12 protein-coding genes and 1 pseudogene are annotated in these 18900 nt (G+C 39.2%); 11 read left to right on the top strand and 2 right to left on the bottom strand.

Translation table 11 applies throughout. The features are described from left to right. Positions 1 to 72: 72 nt before the first annotated feature. Positions 73 to 1428, bottom strand: coding sequence for a threonine/serine exporter family protein (locus FC65_RS03495; RefSeq protein ID WP_056971568.1), 1356 nt, complete (start codon positions 1426 to 1428; stop codon positions 73 to 75). Positions 1429 to 1691: 263 nt separating this feature from the next. On the opposite strand from FC65_RS03495, the gene FC65_RS03490 reads away from it, so the two are divergent. The 9 genes and pseudogenes from FC65_RS03490 (at position 1692) to spxB (ending at position 12981) form a co-directional block, all read left to right on the top strand. Next, complete coding sequence (locus FC65_RS03490) at positions 1692 to 3251, top strand: ClC family H(+)/Cl(-) exchange transporter (protein WP_056971567.1); 1560 nt, start codon at positions 1692 to 1694, stop codon at positions 3249 to 3251. An 87-nt stretch (positions 3252 to 3338) separates the two neighbouring features. Next, positions 3339 to 4523 carry an ATP-binding protein gene (locus FC65_RS03485; protein ID WP_056971566.1) on the top strand — a complete coding sequence of 395 codons (1185 nt, stop codon included), beginning with the start codon at positions 3339 to 3341 and terminating at the stop codon, positions 4521 to 4523. A gap of 139 nt (positions 4524 to 4662) precedes the next feature. Continuing rightward, positions 4663 to 6852 (top strand): hypothetical protein, encoded by a 2190-nt coding sequence (locus FC65_RS03480; protein ID WP_056971565.1) that lies wholly within the window; start codon positions 4663 to 4665, stop codon positions 6850 to 6852. A gap of 16 nt (positions 6853 to 6868) precedes the next feature. After that, positions 6869 to 7603, top strand: coding sequence for a hypothetical protein (locus FC65_RS03475; protein ID WP_056971564.1), 735 nt, complete (start codon positions 6869 to 6871; stop codon positions 7601 to 7603). Positions 7604 to 7741: 138 nt separating this feature from the next. Further along, positions 7742 to 8020, top strand: a complete 279-nt coding sequence (locus FC65_RS03470) for a hypothetical protein (protein WP_010495204.1) — start codon at positions 7742 to 7744, stop codon at positions 8018 to 8020. Positions 8021 to 8308: 288 nt separating this feature from the next. Beyond that, positions 8309 to 8857 (top strand): NADPH-dependent FMN reductase, encoded by a 549-nt coding sequence (locus tag FC65_RS03465; RefSeq protein ID WP_010495201.1) that lies wholly within the window; start codon positions 8309 to 8311, stop codon positions 8855 to 8857. Between the two features lie 155 nt (positions 8858 to 9012). Continuing rightward, positions 9013 to 9603, top strand: a complete 591-nt coding sequence (locus FC65_RS03460; protein ID WP_056971563.1) for a pentapeptide repeat-containing protein — start codon at positions 9013 to 9015, stop codon at positions 9601 to 9603. Between the two features lie 359 nt (positions 9604 to 9962). After that, complete coding sequence (locus tag FC65_RS03455) at positions 9963 to 10787, top strand: AraC family transcriptional regulator (RefSeq protein ID WP_162257044.1); 825 nt, start codon at positions 9963 to 9965, stop codon at positions 10785 to 10787. 348 nt (positions 10788 to 11135) lie between these two features. Then, positions 11136 to 12981 (top strand): annotated as a pseudogene (spxB, locus tag FC65_RS03450) (pyruvate oxidase). A gap of 686 nt (positions 12982 to 13667) precedes the next feature. Here spxB and FC65_RS03445 read toward each other — a convergent pair. After that, a complete protein-coding gene (locus tag FC65_RS03445) occupies positions 13668 to 15095 on the bottom strand; it encodes a DHA2 family efflux MFS transporter permease subunit (protein WP_191979899.1) in 1428 nt (475 codons plus the stop codon). Positions 15096 to 15914: 819 nt separating this feature from the next. Between FC65_RS03445 and FC65_RS03440 the strand changes: the two genes are divergently transcribed. Both FC65_RS03440 and FC65_RS03435 read left to right on the top strand, forming a co-directional pair. Continuing rightward, the gene (locus tag FC65_RS03440) at positions 15915 to 17357 is read left to right on the top strand and encodes an APC family permease (RefSeq protein WP_056971561.1); all 1443 of its coding nucleotides are present in this window, start codon (positions 15915 to 15917) and stop codon (positions 17355 to 17357) included. Positions 17358 to 17369: 12 nt separating this feature from the next. After that, complete coding sequence (locus tag FC65_RS03435; protein WP_056971560.1) at positions 17370 to 18707, top strand: aspartate aminotransferase family protein; 1338 nt, start codon at positions 17370 to 17372, stop codon at positions 18705 to 18707. Positions 18708 to 18900: the final 193 nt, after the last annotated feature.

The following is an 18900-nucleotide window of genomic DNA, read 5'->3' as shown; positions in this document are numbered from 1 at the left end:
TCCTTTGCCAAAAAAATAGTGCTGATGACTTCACTTCATCAACACTAAAAAGTGTAGACCCTTTTATTTTATCTATCCAGAATATCTCCAGTCTGGGTCCATAATGATCCGAGCTACGATCAACCCTAATGGTAAGAATAAAACGATCATCGCGGCATTGATGAACCATTGTGCGCCACTTGCGATTGTCCCCACGCCAACGTAATACATTGCTCGGTACATGTATAAACCAGGAACCATGATCACTATAGATGGGACAGTCAGTGAGATCCGCGGGTACCCCATCTTCTTGTATACGAATGAAGCAAGTAACCCAGCAGCTAGTGCTCCAAAAAAAGCGGCAGCAGCCGGTGGGATCGATGTTATATCAACTAGTTCGAGTCTTAATGTGTTGGCGATTGCGCCAATCAAACCGGCAGTAGCAGCCATTTTTTTAGGACTATTAAACATAATAGAGAAACCGAAGACACCGCAAAAACTGGCAGGCAAACGCAGCAGCATCAAAGCCAGTGGACTCAAGTTTAAGGGAATAAATTTGTCAGGTTTTAGGTCGCTTGCTAAAGCTACGATCCAACCAACTAGAGTTGCTACTAAAATAATCGTAACAGCGTGGACGACACGTTCGATTCCTGAACGCATATCAGACTTAGCAATATCTAGTCCACTCGTAATAAATGGGAAACCTGGGATCGCAAAGAGCATTGAACCGATATAACCAGCTTCGTGACCAATGTTAATGTTAAAAGTTAGTTCTAGGCCGCGTGAAATGACCAAATAAGTAAAACAAGCAACAGCAACACCAGCTGCCAAACCAGCAAAAAGTGTCATGTGCTTGCTGTTCAACGTGGCGCGCAACCAATTTCCCAATCCCGCTCCAAAAAAGGAACAAAGCATTTCGATCGGTCCGCCCCCTAATAGAAAAACGAAGGCACTGCAAGCTAAAGCAGCAGCCATTCCCTGGATAAAGGGTTTGTAATTGGTCTTTTTGCCCATGATTTTGTCAAGTGTGTCATGGACTTCATTGATACTGAAAAAAGCTCCTTCTTTTTCAAAGGCTTTGACGAAAGATTCCATCTCTGCCAGTTTGTCAGTATTTACACCGCTTGAAGGCAATGAAAGAGAGTGGGTGATACTTTGATGTTCGTCAAAACATGTATATTCGATCGTGACCAACCCGATGTCCGCGGAGCAAGCTACTCCGAGGATCCGAGCAATCGTGTTCATTGAGTCCCGGACACGCCAAGCTCCAGTACCGCAAGAAAGCAAGATGATCCCGACACGTCCGATGATCGTCGATTCTTCTGCCAAAGATGATTTGATAGCAGGTGTTTGACCTCCGTCTCCCACTACCTTGACCCAAGGTATTTCCATATGGTTCTTATTTGTAAGATGAATAGTATTTTTGATGAGATGACTATCCTCAGACATGATAATTCCTCCGCTAAATTTTAAAATGTTAAATAAATTTCAGAAAAGGCTGGCCAACTAAGATCCAGTATATGCCAAATTCTTATATTTATTAGTATTGTTCTAGTTTGTGTTTTCAACGTTTTTCATTATAGCACATGTTATTTAAGAAAATTTTCAAAAAGTTTGTCATTAGATATGGCCGGGGCTATAATATGAAGAGTGATGCATACGGTTTAGAACTATCTATATATAAATTTAGTGGGAGTTAGACGGAGGTTTCAATGAAAAGAGAAGGTCAAAAAGTGAAAATTAATTCGGCACACCTGACATATATCCTAAAAGGAGTCGTGATAGGTGCTTTGTCAGGTGTTGTTGTCGGGTCGTTTCGGTGGTTAATTGAAAAGTCTTTGGTTCTTTGGAAGCAAGCTTTTCAGTTGACTCATCAGTATCCGGCTTTCCTTTTGGTCCTAGCTTTTATTTTGCTTTTGATAGGTCTTTTGATCGGTAAATTGGTAACCCAGCAACCCCGCATTTCTGGTTCCGGGATTCCTGAGATCGAAGGTCAATTGGCTGGAAAATTTCGGTTCAAATGGTGGTCGATTTTGTGGCGTAAGTTTGTTGCAGGCGTCTTGGCGATCGGGCCGGGACTGTTTTTAGGACGGGAAGGGCCATCGATTCAGTTGGGTGGCGCAGTTGGTCAGGGGGTTGCCGAATATACCGAAAGCTCCAAAAGAGGGCAACGAGTTTTGATTGCCAGTGGCGCTGCTGCCGGCTTGTCGGCTGCTTTCAATGCACCGATCGCTGGAACTCTATTTATTTTGGAAGAAGTTTATCATAATTTCTCACCCCTAGTATGGATGGGTGCTCTTTCTGCTTCGATCACTTCAGATGTTGTTTCGATGAATGTTTTCGGTTTAGAGACTGTTTTACATGTCGGTTCTGTACCTGGATTGCCGCTTAAGTATTACTGGCACTTGTTGTTTTTAGGGGCTGTTTTAGGTTTATTCGGTTTCTTTTATCAACGAGTCTTGTTACAGAGTTCTGTTTGGTATCGAAAAATATTGGGTAGGATACCTCGTGCTTATCACGGAATAATTGCTCTGCTTTTATTGCTTCCTGTTGGTTACTTTTTTTCTGGAACATTAGGCGGGGGGAATTCTATTATTATTCAAATGGCCCATATCTCACCTGTGATCAGTACCTTGTGTTTGCTGCTCATCTTGCGCTTTGTTTTTTCGATGGTTTCATATGGTTCTGGACTTCCTGGTGGGATCTTTTTACCGATTTTAACTTTAGGTGCCGTGATCGGTATGTTGTATGGAACCGTTGTTTTGCAGCTTCATTTATTGCCGGCTAAATATTTAGTAGATATGTTGGTATTCGCGATGGCTGGTTATTTTGCCGGGATCGGGAAAGCGCCATTTACGGCTATTTTATTAGTAACTGAAATGGTGGGGTCGCTCCAACACTTGGTACCATTAGCCTTAACGTCACTTGTAGCCTATATTGTAGTTGACCTTTTGGGCGGTGCACCAATTTATGAGTCGCTTTTGGAACGAATGACTATTGAGCAAAAACTGCAAGTTATTAGTGGGAAAAACGATCAAGTAGAATTACCTGTTCTCGATGACAGCCGTTTTGTTGGTCAGCAGGTCAGAGATATCAAATGGCCCGCTAATACCTTGTTGATCGGGGTCAGACGTGGTGAAAAGACTGCTATTCCAAATGGTGATACGTTGATCAGTGCGGGAGATACATTGATCGTTTTAGTTGACACAAACTTTAGTGCTACGGTGCGTGAGCAATTGGAAGATTTAAATAAGCCGTTAGAAGAAGGGTAACTAAAACTATAGGCCTGTTTGTTTGAGATAAAAAGAAAGCGAAATTAATATAAAGGTAAGGATCACGAAAAAGGAAGTGAGTGGAAAATGGCAGAAGATAAAAAGCAACAGAATTTTATTTCACTAAATACAGCTTTAAAATTGATCAAGTTTGATACAGACTTTCAAATGCAAGAGATCCTAGCGGGTAGACCAACGGATAAGCATACATTTGTTCTTTATTCACTACCGGGGGTCGGTAAAACTCAAGGCATCAGACAAATGGTCGGTGACCCGCAACACATCTGTGTGATCGATATTAACGCTGAATTTGGCGGTTCACTTGCGATGCCTATTTCACACGTTGATGAGAAGAGCCAAACGGCACAAGTTTTACATGCTTTGAATGCCAGTATCAGAAAGCTAAAAGAACATGCTATAAAGGATCCGACAACACCGCACTTTTTATTTTTGGATGAATTTAATCGTGGAGACGAATTTATGAAGCAAACGATCATGCAGCTGTTATTGGAAAACCGTTTGCCAGGGAATAGTTTACCGGCAAATGTGTTTGTGATCGGAGCGGGAAATACGGCCGAAAATATTTTTTCTGATGAAGAGGTGGTCGAAAATGATGTCAATGAATTAGATACAGCTACTAGGGACAGGATCAATCCACTCTTTATTCAATTGGAACCTAAGGAATGGCTGGACTGGGCGTATGCCAATGAAGTTGCTCCGGAAGTTGTAGACTTTATTGGCAGCAAGTCTTATAACGAACAAAGACAATTATTGTATCAACCTTCTAAAAGTGCCGATGGAACTGGAGCAACGCCACGTTCCTGGACACGGTTGTCTAGTTTTCTTGCAGATCCAGCAATCAAAAATGATCCAGTGTTATTGCGTGCCGCGGTTTTTTCGATGATCGGTAATGATTGTGGGGAGCAATTTCTGACGTATTTGACCACTGGGGATTCATTGGACATATTTGCTTTGTTAGAAAAACCTGACCAAGCTCAATTTACTAGTCTGTCAACTGGCAGAAAGATGGCGTTTTTTAGTTCAGCATTACGCCCGGTCGAGCAGGACTTAGAAAGTGAAGCACAGCGTGGATATGCTCAGATATTTTTAGATTATTTACAGACAAATGATCAAACGGCGATAGCAAGATTTATGCATACTCAAGTTGAAACGGGCGTATTGCAACAAAGATATCCACAAACTAACCTGTATTTGAGAAAAGATCCACGATTTATGCAGTTGGTAATGGAAATGTCGGTCAATAATGTATAGTGAGAAAGTTTCAGCGTTATGGTGTGCTTTCTAGTATTTTAGAGATGATTTTTTGTACTCTAGAATTAGATTAAAAACGTTGAGCAGACCGGGTTAGTGAATTATCCAAGGATCTTGGTAAAAAGGTGGTGCTTTTGGTATGCAGCTTAGAGATAAAGAAGAAGCTATTTTATATTTTGGTAGTCTTTTTCCTCAGTATGTTAAGACTGCTTGTTATCAACGTGCTGCTGTAGAAAGTGCACGCACGATCTTTACGCAAGAAGAATTAAAGATGTTAAAGGCCGATTATTCAGTAAACTTATTGGATCAACGAGTTTTAAAAATAGAGCCGCAACATTACTTGAAAGAAAAAGAATTACAAGATAAATTTGCTGATTTTCGGCGACGTACAAGCGAGCACTGGTTTGAGTATCAAAAAAATTCCAGGGCACTGCAGTATTTGAAGACTGTTCAAAAATCGCGTGGTCAAGTTGATAGTACCGAACAAATCAAACATGGCGGGAGTATTGCAACTTTTGCCGATGTTTTGGCTGATCCCTTTGAACCTGTGGTTTGGCGTTCGTATTTAAGTGCTTTACCACTTTTGGTAAAAAATGATCCTGAGATCGAAATGGGAAAGATTGCACCTGAATTAAACGTTTTGGCTGCTTTAACGCCAGTTTATGCGGAGACGCCTGCGATGCGGATACCGTGTGCTGTTTCTTTACTGGGATCTGAACAGGTTTTTGCTGCCGATAAACAATCGGCTTTAGAGGAGGCCGTTAGTGATAACTTTTTGTTTTACTCACCCAGTCGTTTATTAGCTGTATGTTTAGCGTATTTTGATGGACCACAAGATCAAATCAAAAGTGAGCATGCTGTTTTAACTTTTTTGCTGCATGAAGCGCGTCATATTTTACGTGGTGATCTGCTGACTCAACCTGGGTATGTCCCTGGTTCACCAAATAGAAATCAGCAGTTCGCGGCTTTTTTTGCTGATCATCCGAACGTGACTGTTTTAGGTTTTCCAGTTTTAAGCAGTGGAGATCTGGACAGTATTATTACTGATTTCAATATTAATAGCTCTCTTTTAAATGATTTAGGTACAAATGTGCTCTTTGGCGGTTCGCGAGCACTATGTTCGACGCAGGTCGTTAGTCAAAATTTGCTGACAAAAGCTGATATTGATTTGTTAAATACTGCTATACGTCAGCCAAAATTTGAAGCTGAAAAACAGCAGCTAAATTCTTTTGGTTTCCAGAGGATCGAGTCGTTTTTGAGTAATAATTCAATTTTGTTATTAAAACAGAAAGGCTTGATTTTAAATCTGTTACAAAAAATGCATCAAGTTAGTTATCAGCCGCATTTACCGCCGCGAGCACAAAAAGAGGATGCTCAAAAAGAAGCTCATCAAAATGCGCTCAATGAAAACAGCAGTCAAGAGCAGCAACAAATGACTACGGGTACAAGTCCAGCTAGTCTTGGAGGTGGAGGAAAAGTCGGGTTGAGCGGCGGAGATATTTTTGAAATCAATCAACGCTTCTTCGACCAGTTGACCAACTCTTCTGAAAGTCAGTCGAAAAATAAAGCTGAGCACATGGCACGTCAGCTGTTAGGCTTGGCGAATGAAGCATTTAGAGAAGCACAAGTTGAGTTTCCAGAAATTGATTATTCCAAATCAGGCGGTCAGTTAAAGCAGCTTCAATACCGTTTGAGCAAAACTCGTCCTTTGCCACCATTGCGGCTTAAATTGCGTAAGCTGCGGAAGGATCTGGCTGTTGGTAATAAAATAGAGTGGTATCGTCGGCATTATGCTTTTCCAGAGCGGCTAGACATGGCTCATATTGCACGAAAAAAGAGTTACCGGACTGAGATCTGTGTCTATCTCGATGTGTCTGGTTCGGTCTCGACCAAGCAAGTGTCTAAAGTATTGTCAGTTATCAAGGCGACGGTAGCACAGGATCAGTCATTGTCAGTGTGCTTGTTTGCCGCTGAGTTGGGAGAAAAGGTTCATTTTAGAGCCGGTAAAAGATATTTTGAACATGATTTTGCCAAACTCAAACAACAATTAAGTCATTTTCCAAGCAGTGGGACAGATCTGCAGCCTGTGTTTCAAGATATTTTTGATACAGCTGAAGCAGTGCATGTTATTATTAGTGATTTTTGTTTTGACAGGTCAGACCTGATCTCTTATCAACAGAGGTTAAAACAACGCCAGGTTATTTTTATGAACAATTATAATAAAGAAGAACAAAAAAGATACAGCAATCAAATGCCTTTGATCGAGCAAATTGTTCGGCAGAAACCTCAAAACATGAAAGTTTTGACTTTGAAGGATTATTCAATTTGATAGTGAGGGGAAGAAAATGCCTTTAAATATTTTTAGGCCGCAGCAATTTTCGTGGTTGCAAGATTATCGATCGTTTGATTTTTTGAGCCCAATACTCAAGAACCAGCAAAGAATAGCTAATTACGATGACGCAACAATTTTTGCGTTTTTAAAACAAAATGGTCTCACATATGCCGATGATTTTATTTTAGTTTTAACGTCAGACGGTAACTTGCGTCTGGCCCATGCAGAAGAAAAATTCCAACAAAACGAGATCGTATTGTTGATCAACCAGCCGAACCGACATAATTTACAAAATAATGGGACTGTCAAACAACCTGTAAATAAACGGCAATTGCGTGGACTCAGAAATTTAGATCAAAACGAGAGATTGAATTTTAATTTGGAATTGAATGGTATCTACCAGCAATTACTGCATGTTGCCGATTTATTTTTTGAAAAAAATGAGGTTTCAGCGGACCATGTGTTCAATTTTCGTATCTATCCAACTATTTATCACTATGTTTTAAGTGAATATCATTTACCGGCTACGGCCAGTTTTTCTGAAGAAGACGCCCAAGTCATTAGTTCTATTGGAGACTTTTTAGGTGCCTACTTGTGGTTGAATATTTCTCAAATAACAACCACTCCATTATCTCAAGCCAACAGTCTGCATATTTCTCAGCTGATTGAAGAACATAAGCTGCAAGCACCGCTTGGTGAAATCGATTATTTACAATTGAATTCTCATTTTTTTGGTGAATTGAGTTAAAGTGTCCACTCATAGAAAGAAAATTTCTGCAGATTCGAGCAAAATGTTTTTGAATCTGTTAAACTAAAGGATATAATTTAAAACTCTTTGTGGTAAATTAAGAGTATTTATTTTTACTACAGGAAGGAATTGATCATTATGAACTCCAATTATGAAGATGACTTAGAAGGGTACCATTTGTTAGCAGAATTTCCAGATTATGATCTATATGTTAATGATGATAATTCTGTGATCCAGCGTTTTAACGAAGGTATCGCCAATAGTTGGCAAGAGTTTGACTTGGATTTTTCATTTGACCAACAAGATATGGATAATTTGCGTAAAGCAGTCAAGCTCTATGAAGATAGTGACCCGATCCAAGCTGAAAAAATCAAAAGGCAAATTGAAACTAAAATTTTAGGTGAAGTTGACGAGTAGTTTTATCGGTAAATATCAATTGAACCATTCAATGAAATGTAAATAAAGTATTGGGCTGGCATGAATGCCGGCTTTTTTGCTTTAAAGTGATAAGTTTGCTTGCAGTATTTGACAAAAAAATGGTACATTTGTTTCGTAAGCGATTACTTGATTGTGCTGGCAGCTGTTATTGATTTATCCTAAAATGATTCAAATAAATTTTAAAAATTTACTTGCTTTTTGTAAGTAAAGTGATAGAATAAATTTATTGAGAATTTAGTTACTTTTAGTAAGAAAAGGAGAATAAATATGACAAAATATGGTGTAATTGTAGGTTCAACTCGTAAAAATTCTTATTCAGAGGGTGTTGCAAAGGCTATTACTGTAGGTTTACCAGAAGGTTCAGAAGTAAACTTTTTAAAAATCGCAGATCTTCCTTTGTACAATCAAGATCTTGATGCAGATTCTCCTGCAGTTTACGAAGAATTCCGTAAGAATGTTAAAGCTCAAGATGCATTTATCTTTGTCACACCAGAACATAACCGTAACATTTCAGCCGCTTTGAAGAATGCTTTGGATGTTGCTTCACGTCCTTGGGGTCAAAGTGTATGGGCTGGCAAGCCAGCTTTGGTTGCTTCACAATCGATCTCAGGTATCTCAGGTGTATTGGCCCATCATTCATTGCGTCAATCATTAGTATTCTTGGATATGCCAACAATGGAACAACCAGAATTATACATCGGTAATACTGCTGATTTAGCTGATGATAAGGGTAACATCACTAACGAAGGAACAAAAGAATTCTTGGCAGGTGCCGGCAAGTCATTTAGTGAATTCGCAGCTAAGTTTATCGGCTAATTTACGTCATTTAAATACAATAATATCAAAAGGAGCGTGCTCTTTTCATTCACTTGAAGGGGGGCGTTCCTTTTTTACAAGTAATTTCTCTTGTAGTTCATGTCTTCTTAAGCTAGGATTCAAAGTAAGAAAATAAATGAGCAGGAGTGGGTAAAGTGATTCAAGGGCAAAACTTAAGTCTAGATGATGTTGATTCAGAAAAAACGTATGAAGAATGTCATTTTACGTATTCTTCCGACCAACTTAGTTTTAGCGCAGTTGCTTTCAAGAATTGTACTTTTGAACAAACAGATTTTTCTCACAGTGAATGGGTTGAATGCGAGTTTAAAAGCTGTCAATTCTTAAACAATAATTTCTCTGAGAGTTGTTTTTTCCAAACAGTGTTCAACAAGTATCAACTAATGGGGACTAATTTTTCTAATAATACTTGGAAAAATGTTACGGTGAAGGACTCAAAAGCTGATTACTGCAACTTTTCCAGTTCAAAGATCGATGCTAGTTCTTTTGTTGATACAAGTTTGTTGGAAGCTTATTTTCAAGAAACTAAAATCAAGAAAAAACTGCTTTGCCACAATTGTGAAATGAATGGTGTTGATTTTTTAGACACATCGTTAAGGGGACTTGATCTTTCGACCAGTTATTTTGACGATCTGATCGTGACACCTTCTTTGGTCAAGGGATGTATTATTGCACCACTGCAAGCAACAGCTTTTGCTGGCCTTTTAGGAGTTAAGTTTAAAGAATAGAGTAAGCTTGACCGGAAGATGACAAATAAGCATCTTATTTAAAAATAGGCAACTAATTTTTCAAATGATGCATTTGTAATTGCTACTTATAACCGTATACTTAAATGTATAGAATGATAGAGGATACTTTCTATGAAACGGGCACCTCTTTTTCTTTTTGAGCAAAATTGCTCAAAAATTAACAAATTGCTAGTTCAAAATGACGGTAAGGTTTTTGGAAGAGTGGGGAGAATGTAAACGATGGATCAAACGACGATCGGAGAATATATTTTTAAACAATTGATGATGCAAGAGCAATTGCCTGGCAAAGATGATTTTGTACTAAAACTATGAGTAAGATCAGCGCCAAAAGCCCACGAATGACAGTGAAAATCGAAAAAATTGATGGACAAAGAGAACACCATCACCAAACAGATGGTCCGGAAATTTTATTTGTATTTAGCGGCAAAATGGTTTTTAAAACTTTTAATAAGGAATTTCCTCTTACTAGTGGCAATTTTATCTTTTTTGATCAAGAGACTGAATATACATTATTGCCCTTGCACTGGGGTGATGTTTTAGTGCGGATCAATATGGATGCATCGTTTGAACTCAAAAATTTTTTAGAAAATGTGTATAACACGCGGTTGTCGGTGACGAGCTTGCTCAACAAAATAATCAGTGCTTACGGTAAAGATCATTATGTTATTTTTAATGCACCTAAGGTAGACAATTCAAGTTATGTGATCGACCGAGTATTGATAGAGTACGTTGAACCGAAATTATTATATTGCGATAAAGTTTCTCACTTGCTTGCGATACTAGTATTGTCGTTATTGGAAAATGATTGCTATGTTGACGCGGGCAATGTTAACTTGCAGTCAAAATATCAGATCTCTGATTTTACTAATTATATTGAAAAAAATTTTCAAAATATTTCTTTGAGTTCAATGGCGCGTTTTTTTGGTTATAATCCTAGTTATTTGTCGACTGAACTTAAACAAACTACGGGATATTCATACAAAGAATTAGTCGAAAATGAACGCATGAAACAAGCCATTGAACTTCTGAAAAACCCCGCATATACGATCAACGATATTGTGAATTTTGTCGGGTATACCTCTAAGTCCTTTTTCTATAAAAAGTTTAAGGCTCATTATGAAGTATCACCTGCAAAAATGCGGGAAAAGCTAGCACAAAAATAACGTTGTGTACAATATAACAAGATTATTTTGTTATTTTTTGATAATTCTTTGTTTTAAAAATATTAAAAAAGTGTAGATAAAAACCTATTTGGTAATGATAGTGCAAAACATAATGCTCTTTTAGTAGGCTAAAATATTTTTTCATCTAGGAAAAGAGTACCTATGCAACAATAAAATTGTCATTGTTGATTTTATGAAAATGCATTATTATTAATTGTGGTTAATGAAAACGTTAGCTTGTACGGCTGGTTTAAAGAAAAAACGATTTACCTAGGGATCTGTTTGTTTTTAAAGGCGTTTTATCAAGCGAATGTTTTAATTTTAAAACACGAAAGAGAGAGATTTTTTATGACTGAAATGATCAGTGGTTCAGATGCAGTTTTAAAAGTCATTGAAGAGTGGGGCGTCGATCATATTTATGGTTATCCGGGTGGTTCATTTGATTCGACAATGAACGCTTTGTACAACCAAAGTAACAAAATTAAATTTATTCAGGTTCGCCATGAAGAAGCTGGTGCTTTGGCAGCAGCGGCAGATTCTAAGTTGACAGGTAAGATCGGTGTTTGTTTTGGTTCAGCTGGTCCAGGCGCTGTTCATTTAATGAATGGTTTATATGATGCTAAACATGACCATACACCGCTTTTGGCGCTCGTTGCTCAAGTTCCTTCTAAAAAGATGAACATTGATTTTTTCCAAGCGATGAATGAAGAGCCAATGTTTGATGATGTTGCTGTTTGGAATAAAACGGCTATGTCTGCTGAAAGTTTACCAGGTATGATCGATGAAGCTATTCGTCAGGCATACAAGCACAGTGGTGTAGCAGTTGTCACTATTCCTAAGGACTTTGGTTGGGCTTCGATCCCTGACACATACGTTTCAAACGCTAAAAACCATGTTGCTCCATTGTATCCAGAACCACAAGCAGAAAAAATTGCTGAAGCAGCTAAGTTGATCAAAGCAGCTAAGAATCCGATCATCTACTTTGGCATTGGTGCAAAGCATGCTGCTGCTGAATTAAAAGCATTGTCAGAAAAATATAAAATGCCGCTGATCTCATCTGTTTTGGCCAAGGGTATCTTTGATGAAAATTATCCAGCATACCTTGGCTCATCCGGTCGTGTTGCTCCTAAACCAGGTGCAGAACTTGGATTTGCAACGGATCTGATCGTTTGGGTCGGCACAGACTCACCATTTAGTTTGTACTTGTTTAATAACTCAGCTAAGATGATTCAAATCGATGTTGATAATGAAAAAATCGGTAAACGTCATTCAGTTGATGTACCCGTTTTAGCAGATGCTAAGAAGGCTTTGGCCGCCTTGGTCAAAGCTGGTGATAAAGTTGAAGACAGACCATTCTACAACGCAGCTGTTGCCAATAAGCAAAACTGGGGTTGAATGGCAAGATAGCTTCAAGACCAGTCAAGAAGTTCCTTTACGTCCAGAACCAGTCTTTGATGTGATCAATAAGACTGCTAGTGACAAAGCTGTTTTTGCTGTTGATGTTGGTAATGTTAATATCAACTTCGAACGTTTAGTTGATATTCACGGTGATCAGAAGTGGACTACTTCCGGTCAGTATGCAACTATGGGCTATGGTTTGCCAGCTGCAATTGCTGCTAAGATCGCATACCCGCATCGTGATGTGTACAGCTTGAACGGTGATGGCGGCTTTGCAATGCTAATGGAAGAATTATTGACTCAGGTTAAATACAACTTGCATATCGTTAACCTTGTTTTCAGTAACGAAACGCTTGGTTTCATCGAGGCGGAACAACGTGATGATAGTGAACAACCATTGTCCGGCGTTGATATTCCAGCTACAGACTGGGCTATGGCCGCTAAAGGCTTGGGTTGTGAATCCTACACAGTTAAGACTGTGGATGATTTCAAACAAGCGATGAAAGCTGCTTCTCAAACAGAAGCTCCTGTCTTGATAGACATTAAGTTTACTCATGAAATGCCGTTTACAACTCAGCATATGTTCTTAGATCCAGCAACATCTTCTCAAGAAGATATCGATGTTTTCGTTGAAAAATACCAAGCACAAGATCTGAAACCATTCAGTTACTTCTTAGAACAAGCTGGTGTGGGCTCAGATGCTGTCAGCGGAGCATCTGTTACTGAAGACTCAACTTCGGACCCTGCAATTAAGCAAGCTAACATCGATGCAACTAGTGGTGCGTCATTGGCTTAAGTTAAAATATAAATAACGATATTTATTAGTTAGTAAAAACTCCTAATTGTTTCTCTTTAGCTGAAACGGTTAGGAGTTTTTTACGTTGATGGTGATCGAGAGTCGTTGAATGCACAGTATGGATCGCTTTGCTTTTATGGCTAGGATTTGCAAAGTAACTTCTAGTCCCAAGCAAAATCTAGCAGTATAAAGAGTACAACGAAAGATGCTAAAATCCCCCAAAGTTTTGAAACCTAAGGGTAAGTTAATTTCTATATCCTATTTTTATTTGTGAATGATCATTTACTATAGTAGCGACATAAAATAATAGTTTACTTTCTCGCATTGTTTAGTCGGTCTGCGAGAAAGTAAAGGTGTTGCTCTTTTCTCAAGAATCGCAATTATCTTATCATTTAAAATTCGATTGAAATATCATATGGCAATTAGGGCAGGAGTTCCAGCCGTAATTGATCATCATTGGTTTGCCGCAGCGAGGACAGTAACCGTGAATTGGTTCCCTTAATTTTTTGAAACTTTGCGGGTCCTTTTTTTCTGACATGTTATTCACTTCTTTTGAGTTATTGTTAAACAAAACGTGCACTTTTTAATGAATAAATTAAACCCATATTAATAAAAAGTAAACAAAAAAGCTGAGAAAGACCAGCCAGCTTTGATTTGTCTGCCAATTTTTCTCAACTTTTTCAATATTATTTATTTGTTTTTTTGTCTTTAAAAGTCAATGCAATGATCAATCCTAAAATAGTCAAAGCGAGGGTAAAGAGAAAACCATAATGAGTACCGTTTGTAAAGGCAGCCGCATTGTTTTTTCCCGTGTATGCATTTTGCCCGAATGCTAGAAAACTAGTTGCTAAGGCTGTTGCAATTGCTCCGATCACTTGTTGGAGGGTATTCAAAATTGTACTCCCATCAGCCGATTCTAAACCTTCCAGTGAGTTTAAGGCATGGGTTTGTGAAGGCGACATAGCTAAAGGACAACCGATCATTAAAATTATATGGGCACTGATGATATATGCGACCGATGAGTCTTTAGTAGCAAAAAGTAACATCGTGGTCCCAATAGCTGCAATCAAGAAACCTAATGATGCAGGTTTCTTGGCACCGATAGCATCGTATAAACGACCAGCAAAAGCTGAAACGATAGCATTAACGATCCCGCCTGGTAACATAATAATACCTGTGAAAGCTACAGCTAGTAACATGCCGCGTTGAATGTATTGCGGTAATAAGTACATTGAAGATAAGATGATCGCAAAATCGACCATGACACATGCAGTGCCCTTGGCAAAAGATGACTTGGCAAAAACGCGTAGATTTAAAACAGGTGCTTCAATATTTAATTGACGGTGGACATAAGCTGCTAGAACCAGCACACCGACGACCAGCATTCCTAAAACGATTGGCGAAGTCCAGCCTAGACCTGAAGCAAAACTTGCTCCCATTACAAGGCAAGAAAAGGCAATGATCGATTCGACCAATGACAAGATATCAACATGTGGCTTGGTAACGTGGCCAACATTTTCAAGACCGATCAAACTTAAAATCAAGGCGATCGTTAAGAATGGTACGAACAGCCAGAAGATCCAATTCCAAGATAGTTCACCTAAAATCAGACCAGTAACTGTTGGTCCAACGGCGGGCGCAAACATAATTACTAAAGCACACATTCCCATCGCTGTTCCCAGCTTATAGGGTGGGAAAACTGTCATTGCGACTGTGAACATTAACGGTAGGATCAAGCCGGTTGCGATCCCCTGGATCATGCGGCCTGTCAATAATATTGCAAAGTTAGGAGCGAGTGCTGAGATCACTGCACCCGTAATAAAATCTAAGAGCCCAAAGATAACGATTTGTCGGGTCGAAAACCATTTGGTGATCAGACTTGAAAAAGGTAAAATGATCCCAATAACTAACATATACCCTGTAACGAGCCACTGTACCGTACTTGCTGCCAGTCCAAAAGTATCCATTAGATTAGGAAGCGCGATATTCAAGGATGTTTCTGATAACATACCAACGAAGGCACCGATCATCATCCCTGCCATCGCCATCCATGGTCGTTTGACCTCGACTTGAGCCTTAGGTAATTCCACTGTTTGAGTTTCTGATAATTCCACTAAAAAACCTCTCTTTTCTGAATACTACTTAATTATGTAGTGTTTTATAAAAATAATAGCTAACAGTCCGGCAAATCTGTTGTCCAAATAGCAATTAGAAGAAGCTGGTCCCACATTAGAAATTGCTTTATGGCTGAAGAATTGTTTGACTGCTTTTTTGCGCAATGTGATCATATTATCAGAAAAAAATGTCTTGTGTAAGCTTTTTTTCAAAAATATTTTCATTGAACTGGCAGCGTGACAAATTGCCTAATAGGTAAAAAAATTTACATAAACTAGAACTTTTAATAATCAATTACGAATGACATAAGTATTATTAATTTTTATTATTTTTGATGTGAAAACACTCATTTTAACTTTAAGTCAGTGCTTTAAGAGCTTTATTTAGTGATATCCATATTTAAAATCATTTTTTTCAATGAAAAAGATGCTTGACTTTATAATTTCAAGGCGTTAAATTAGTTTATAATTAGATTAGAATGAAAATGTGTTGAAGAGAATCATCATAGACCATGATTGAGACAGAGAGGTTTTTTAGCTGAGAGAAACTGAATGGGTCATTGATATCTCGCCTCTGAACAGTGAAAGCGAAATTTTTTAGTAACTTTTGATGGCCATCCACCATTATTGGGATATATGTTGCAGTTGTTGTGACATTGTTAAGATTCTACCCGATCAGTAGAATAAAGATAGGTGGTACCGCGCCAAAACGCCCTATGAAGTCTAGGTGGCTTCATAGGGCGTTTTTTTATTTACTAAAAAAAAAACGATTTTTATTATTTATTCTAAATTAATACATAGTGAGTAGGAGGAGAAAGAATGACCAATGTTTGGAAAAAAATGACACGAAAAGAAGATCCCAAAGTATATAAGAGTAAGGATGAACATTTGTTACAAGTTCTAGAGGTCAAGGATTTTCTCGCTTTGGGTGTTGGAACGATCGTTTCAACTTCAATTTTTACGTTGCCGGGGGTAGTTGCTGCTAAGCATGCGGGACCTGCCGTAGCACTTTCTTTTTTAGCAGCTGCCGTGGTTGCTGCTTTAGTTGCTTTTGCCTATGCGGAAATGTCTTCTACAATGCCATTTGCCGGATCGGCGTATTCTTGGATCAACGTTGTTTTTGGAGAAGGTTTTGGCTGGATCGCCGGCTGGGCACTGTTGGCAGAATATTTTATTGCTGTGGCATTTGTCGGTTCAGGTTTATCGGCTAACCTTCGTGGACTGTTGTCTCCTCTAGGATTAAAATTACCGGCACAGCTTTCTAACACGCTTGGTACTAATGGCGGGTGGTTTGATCTGCTTGCGATCATAGCAATGTTGATCGTTTCTTTTGTTTTATCGCGTGGAGCCTCTGAGGCAGCTCGAGTTGAAAATGTGTTAGTTGTACTTAAAGTTTTGGCAGTACTGACATTTTTAGTAGTAGGGGTGACTGCCATTAAAGGTTCAAATTATGTACCTTTTATTCCTAAGTATCATCCGAATCCTGATGGAACAGCTTTTGGCGGATGGCAAGGGATCTATGCTGGTGTTTCTTCTATTTTCTTATCATATGTCGGTTTTGATTCTATTGCTTCTAATGCTGCTGAGGCTAAAAATCCTTCGAAGACAATGCCGCGTGGAATCCTAGGTTCATTAGTGATCGCCGTTGTTTTGTTCGTTGCCGTTGCTTTAGTTTTGGTCGGGATGTTTAAGTATTCTAACTACACTAACAATGCAGAACCTGTTGGTTGGGCTTTGCGTCATGCTGAACACCCGATCGTAGCGGTAGTTGTTCAAGCTATCGCCGTTGTCGGTATGTTTACAGCTTTGATCGGGATGATGTTAGCTGGTTCTCGTTTGCTGTATTCATTTGGCCGTGATGGTATGTTGCCAAAGTGGTTGGGACAATTAAATAAGAACAACTTGCCAAATCATGCTTTGCTTTTCTTGACAGTGATCGCTGTTATCATTGGGGCGGTTTTGCCATTTGTAACTTTATCTCAATTAATTTCTGCGGGAACTCTGATCGCCTTTATGTTTGTGTCATTAGGCATTTATCGTTTACGTCCACGTGAAGGTAAGGATCTTCCTGAAGCAGGATTCAAAATGCCATGGTATCCAGTGATGCCGGCACTTGCTTTTTTGGGATCATTTATCGTTTTTATGGGCTTAGATAAACAAGCTAAAATTTATTCATTAGCTTGGTTTGTGATCGGTATTTTGATCTACCTGTTTTATGGAATGAATAATTCAAGTTTGAATAATAAAGAAGAACAAGATTAGGAGGTAATTTATATAGAGACGAATGAAAAAATTTTAGCAAGCGAAAGTCAGGCTTTGGCTCCTCAACGGGTACAGTATTATGATATTGCGATCGAATCTGGACAGGGCGCACTTTTACGTGATGCAAACGGCAAGGAATATATTGACTTGCTGGCTAGTGCGTCTTCGACGGATACAGGACATGCCCACCCCCATATCGTGGAAGCTATCTCGCAACAAGCAAGTAAGTTGATCCAATATACACCAGCTTATTTTGCTAATATCCCAGCTGCCAAACTAGCCGATCGTTTATGTAAACTAGCACCGATCTCTGGGCCAGTTAAGTTGAGCTGGGGCAATTCCGGATCTGATGCAAATGATGCGATCATCAAGTTTGCACGTGGGTATACTGGTAGGCAATATTTGGTCAGCTTCACGGGTGCTTATCATGGGTCTACTTATGGTTCAATGAGTATGTCGAGCTGCAGTTTGAATATGGCTCGCAAGATGGGACCGATGTTGCCGGGAGTCGTTAAAGTTCCATACCCGGATGCATGGGCTAAGTTACCAGACGAAACGGAAGATGATTTTGTCGAGCGGATGTTTGCTGCTTTCAAGTTGCCGTTTGAAACGTACCTTCCCGCAGAAGAAACGGCGGTAATATTGATCGAACCGATCCAAGGCGATGGTGGGATCACAAAAACACCACAGAAGTTTATGGAAAAAGTTTACCAATTTGCACATGAAAATGGGATCTTATTCGCTGTGGATGAGATCAATCAAGGAATGGGACGGACTGGTAAATGGTGGTCCATTCAGAACTTTCCTGGTATTGAACCAGATTTGATGAGTGTGGGTAAGTCGCTGGCATCTGGCTTGCCGCTGAGTGCAGTTATTGGGCGGGCCGATATTATGGATAGCTTAGGTTCACCAGCTAATGTTTATACGACTGCTGGTAATCCAGTCACGACGGCCGCTTCTTTGGCTACCCTAGATGTGATCGAGGATGAACATTTAGTAGAACGATCAGCTCGTTTAGGAAAAGTAGCTCAAGATTTCTTCGCTAAGGAAAAAGAAAAGTATCAATTTATTGGCCAAGTTCGGATGTATGGTTTAGATGGTGGGATCGATATTGTTGATCCAAAAACAGGAGTAGCAGATCGAGTGGCAACCACTAAAGTTATTTATAGGATGTTTGAATTAGGTGTGTTGATCATTAGTCTTAAGGACAATGTTCTCCGTTTCCAGCCACCGCTTGTTATTACAGACGAACAGTTGGATCAAGCGTTCAAAATAATGGACCAGGCATTTAGTGACCTGCAAGAAGGCAAGTTAAGTTTGCCAGAAAATGCGGAAAAGACCGGGTGGTAAAGAGAAGAAAGCAGAGCATGATGACCTAAAGTTGGTTGGGCGCAGTCTTTTGCCATGCGGAGCTGTTCTGAGCCAGGTAGCAATAAGACGAGCTTTTTTCAGCGTTTCGCACTAAATATTTAAATTTAACCTAAAAGCGGTCAATTAAAAACTAATCAAGTATAATATATATGTACGCGTGGTGCTAGTTCGT

The organism is Ligilactobacillus acidipiscis DSM 15836 (assembly GCF_001435755.1).
Classification (GTDB): domain Bacteria; phylum Bacillota; class Bacilli; order Lactobacillales; family Lactobacillaceae; genus Ligilactobacillus; species Ligilactobacillus acidipiscis.
This window is presented reverse-complemented; position numbering and strand designations above follow the sequence as displayed.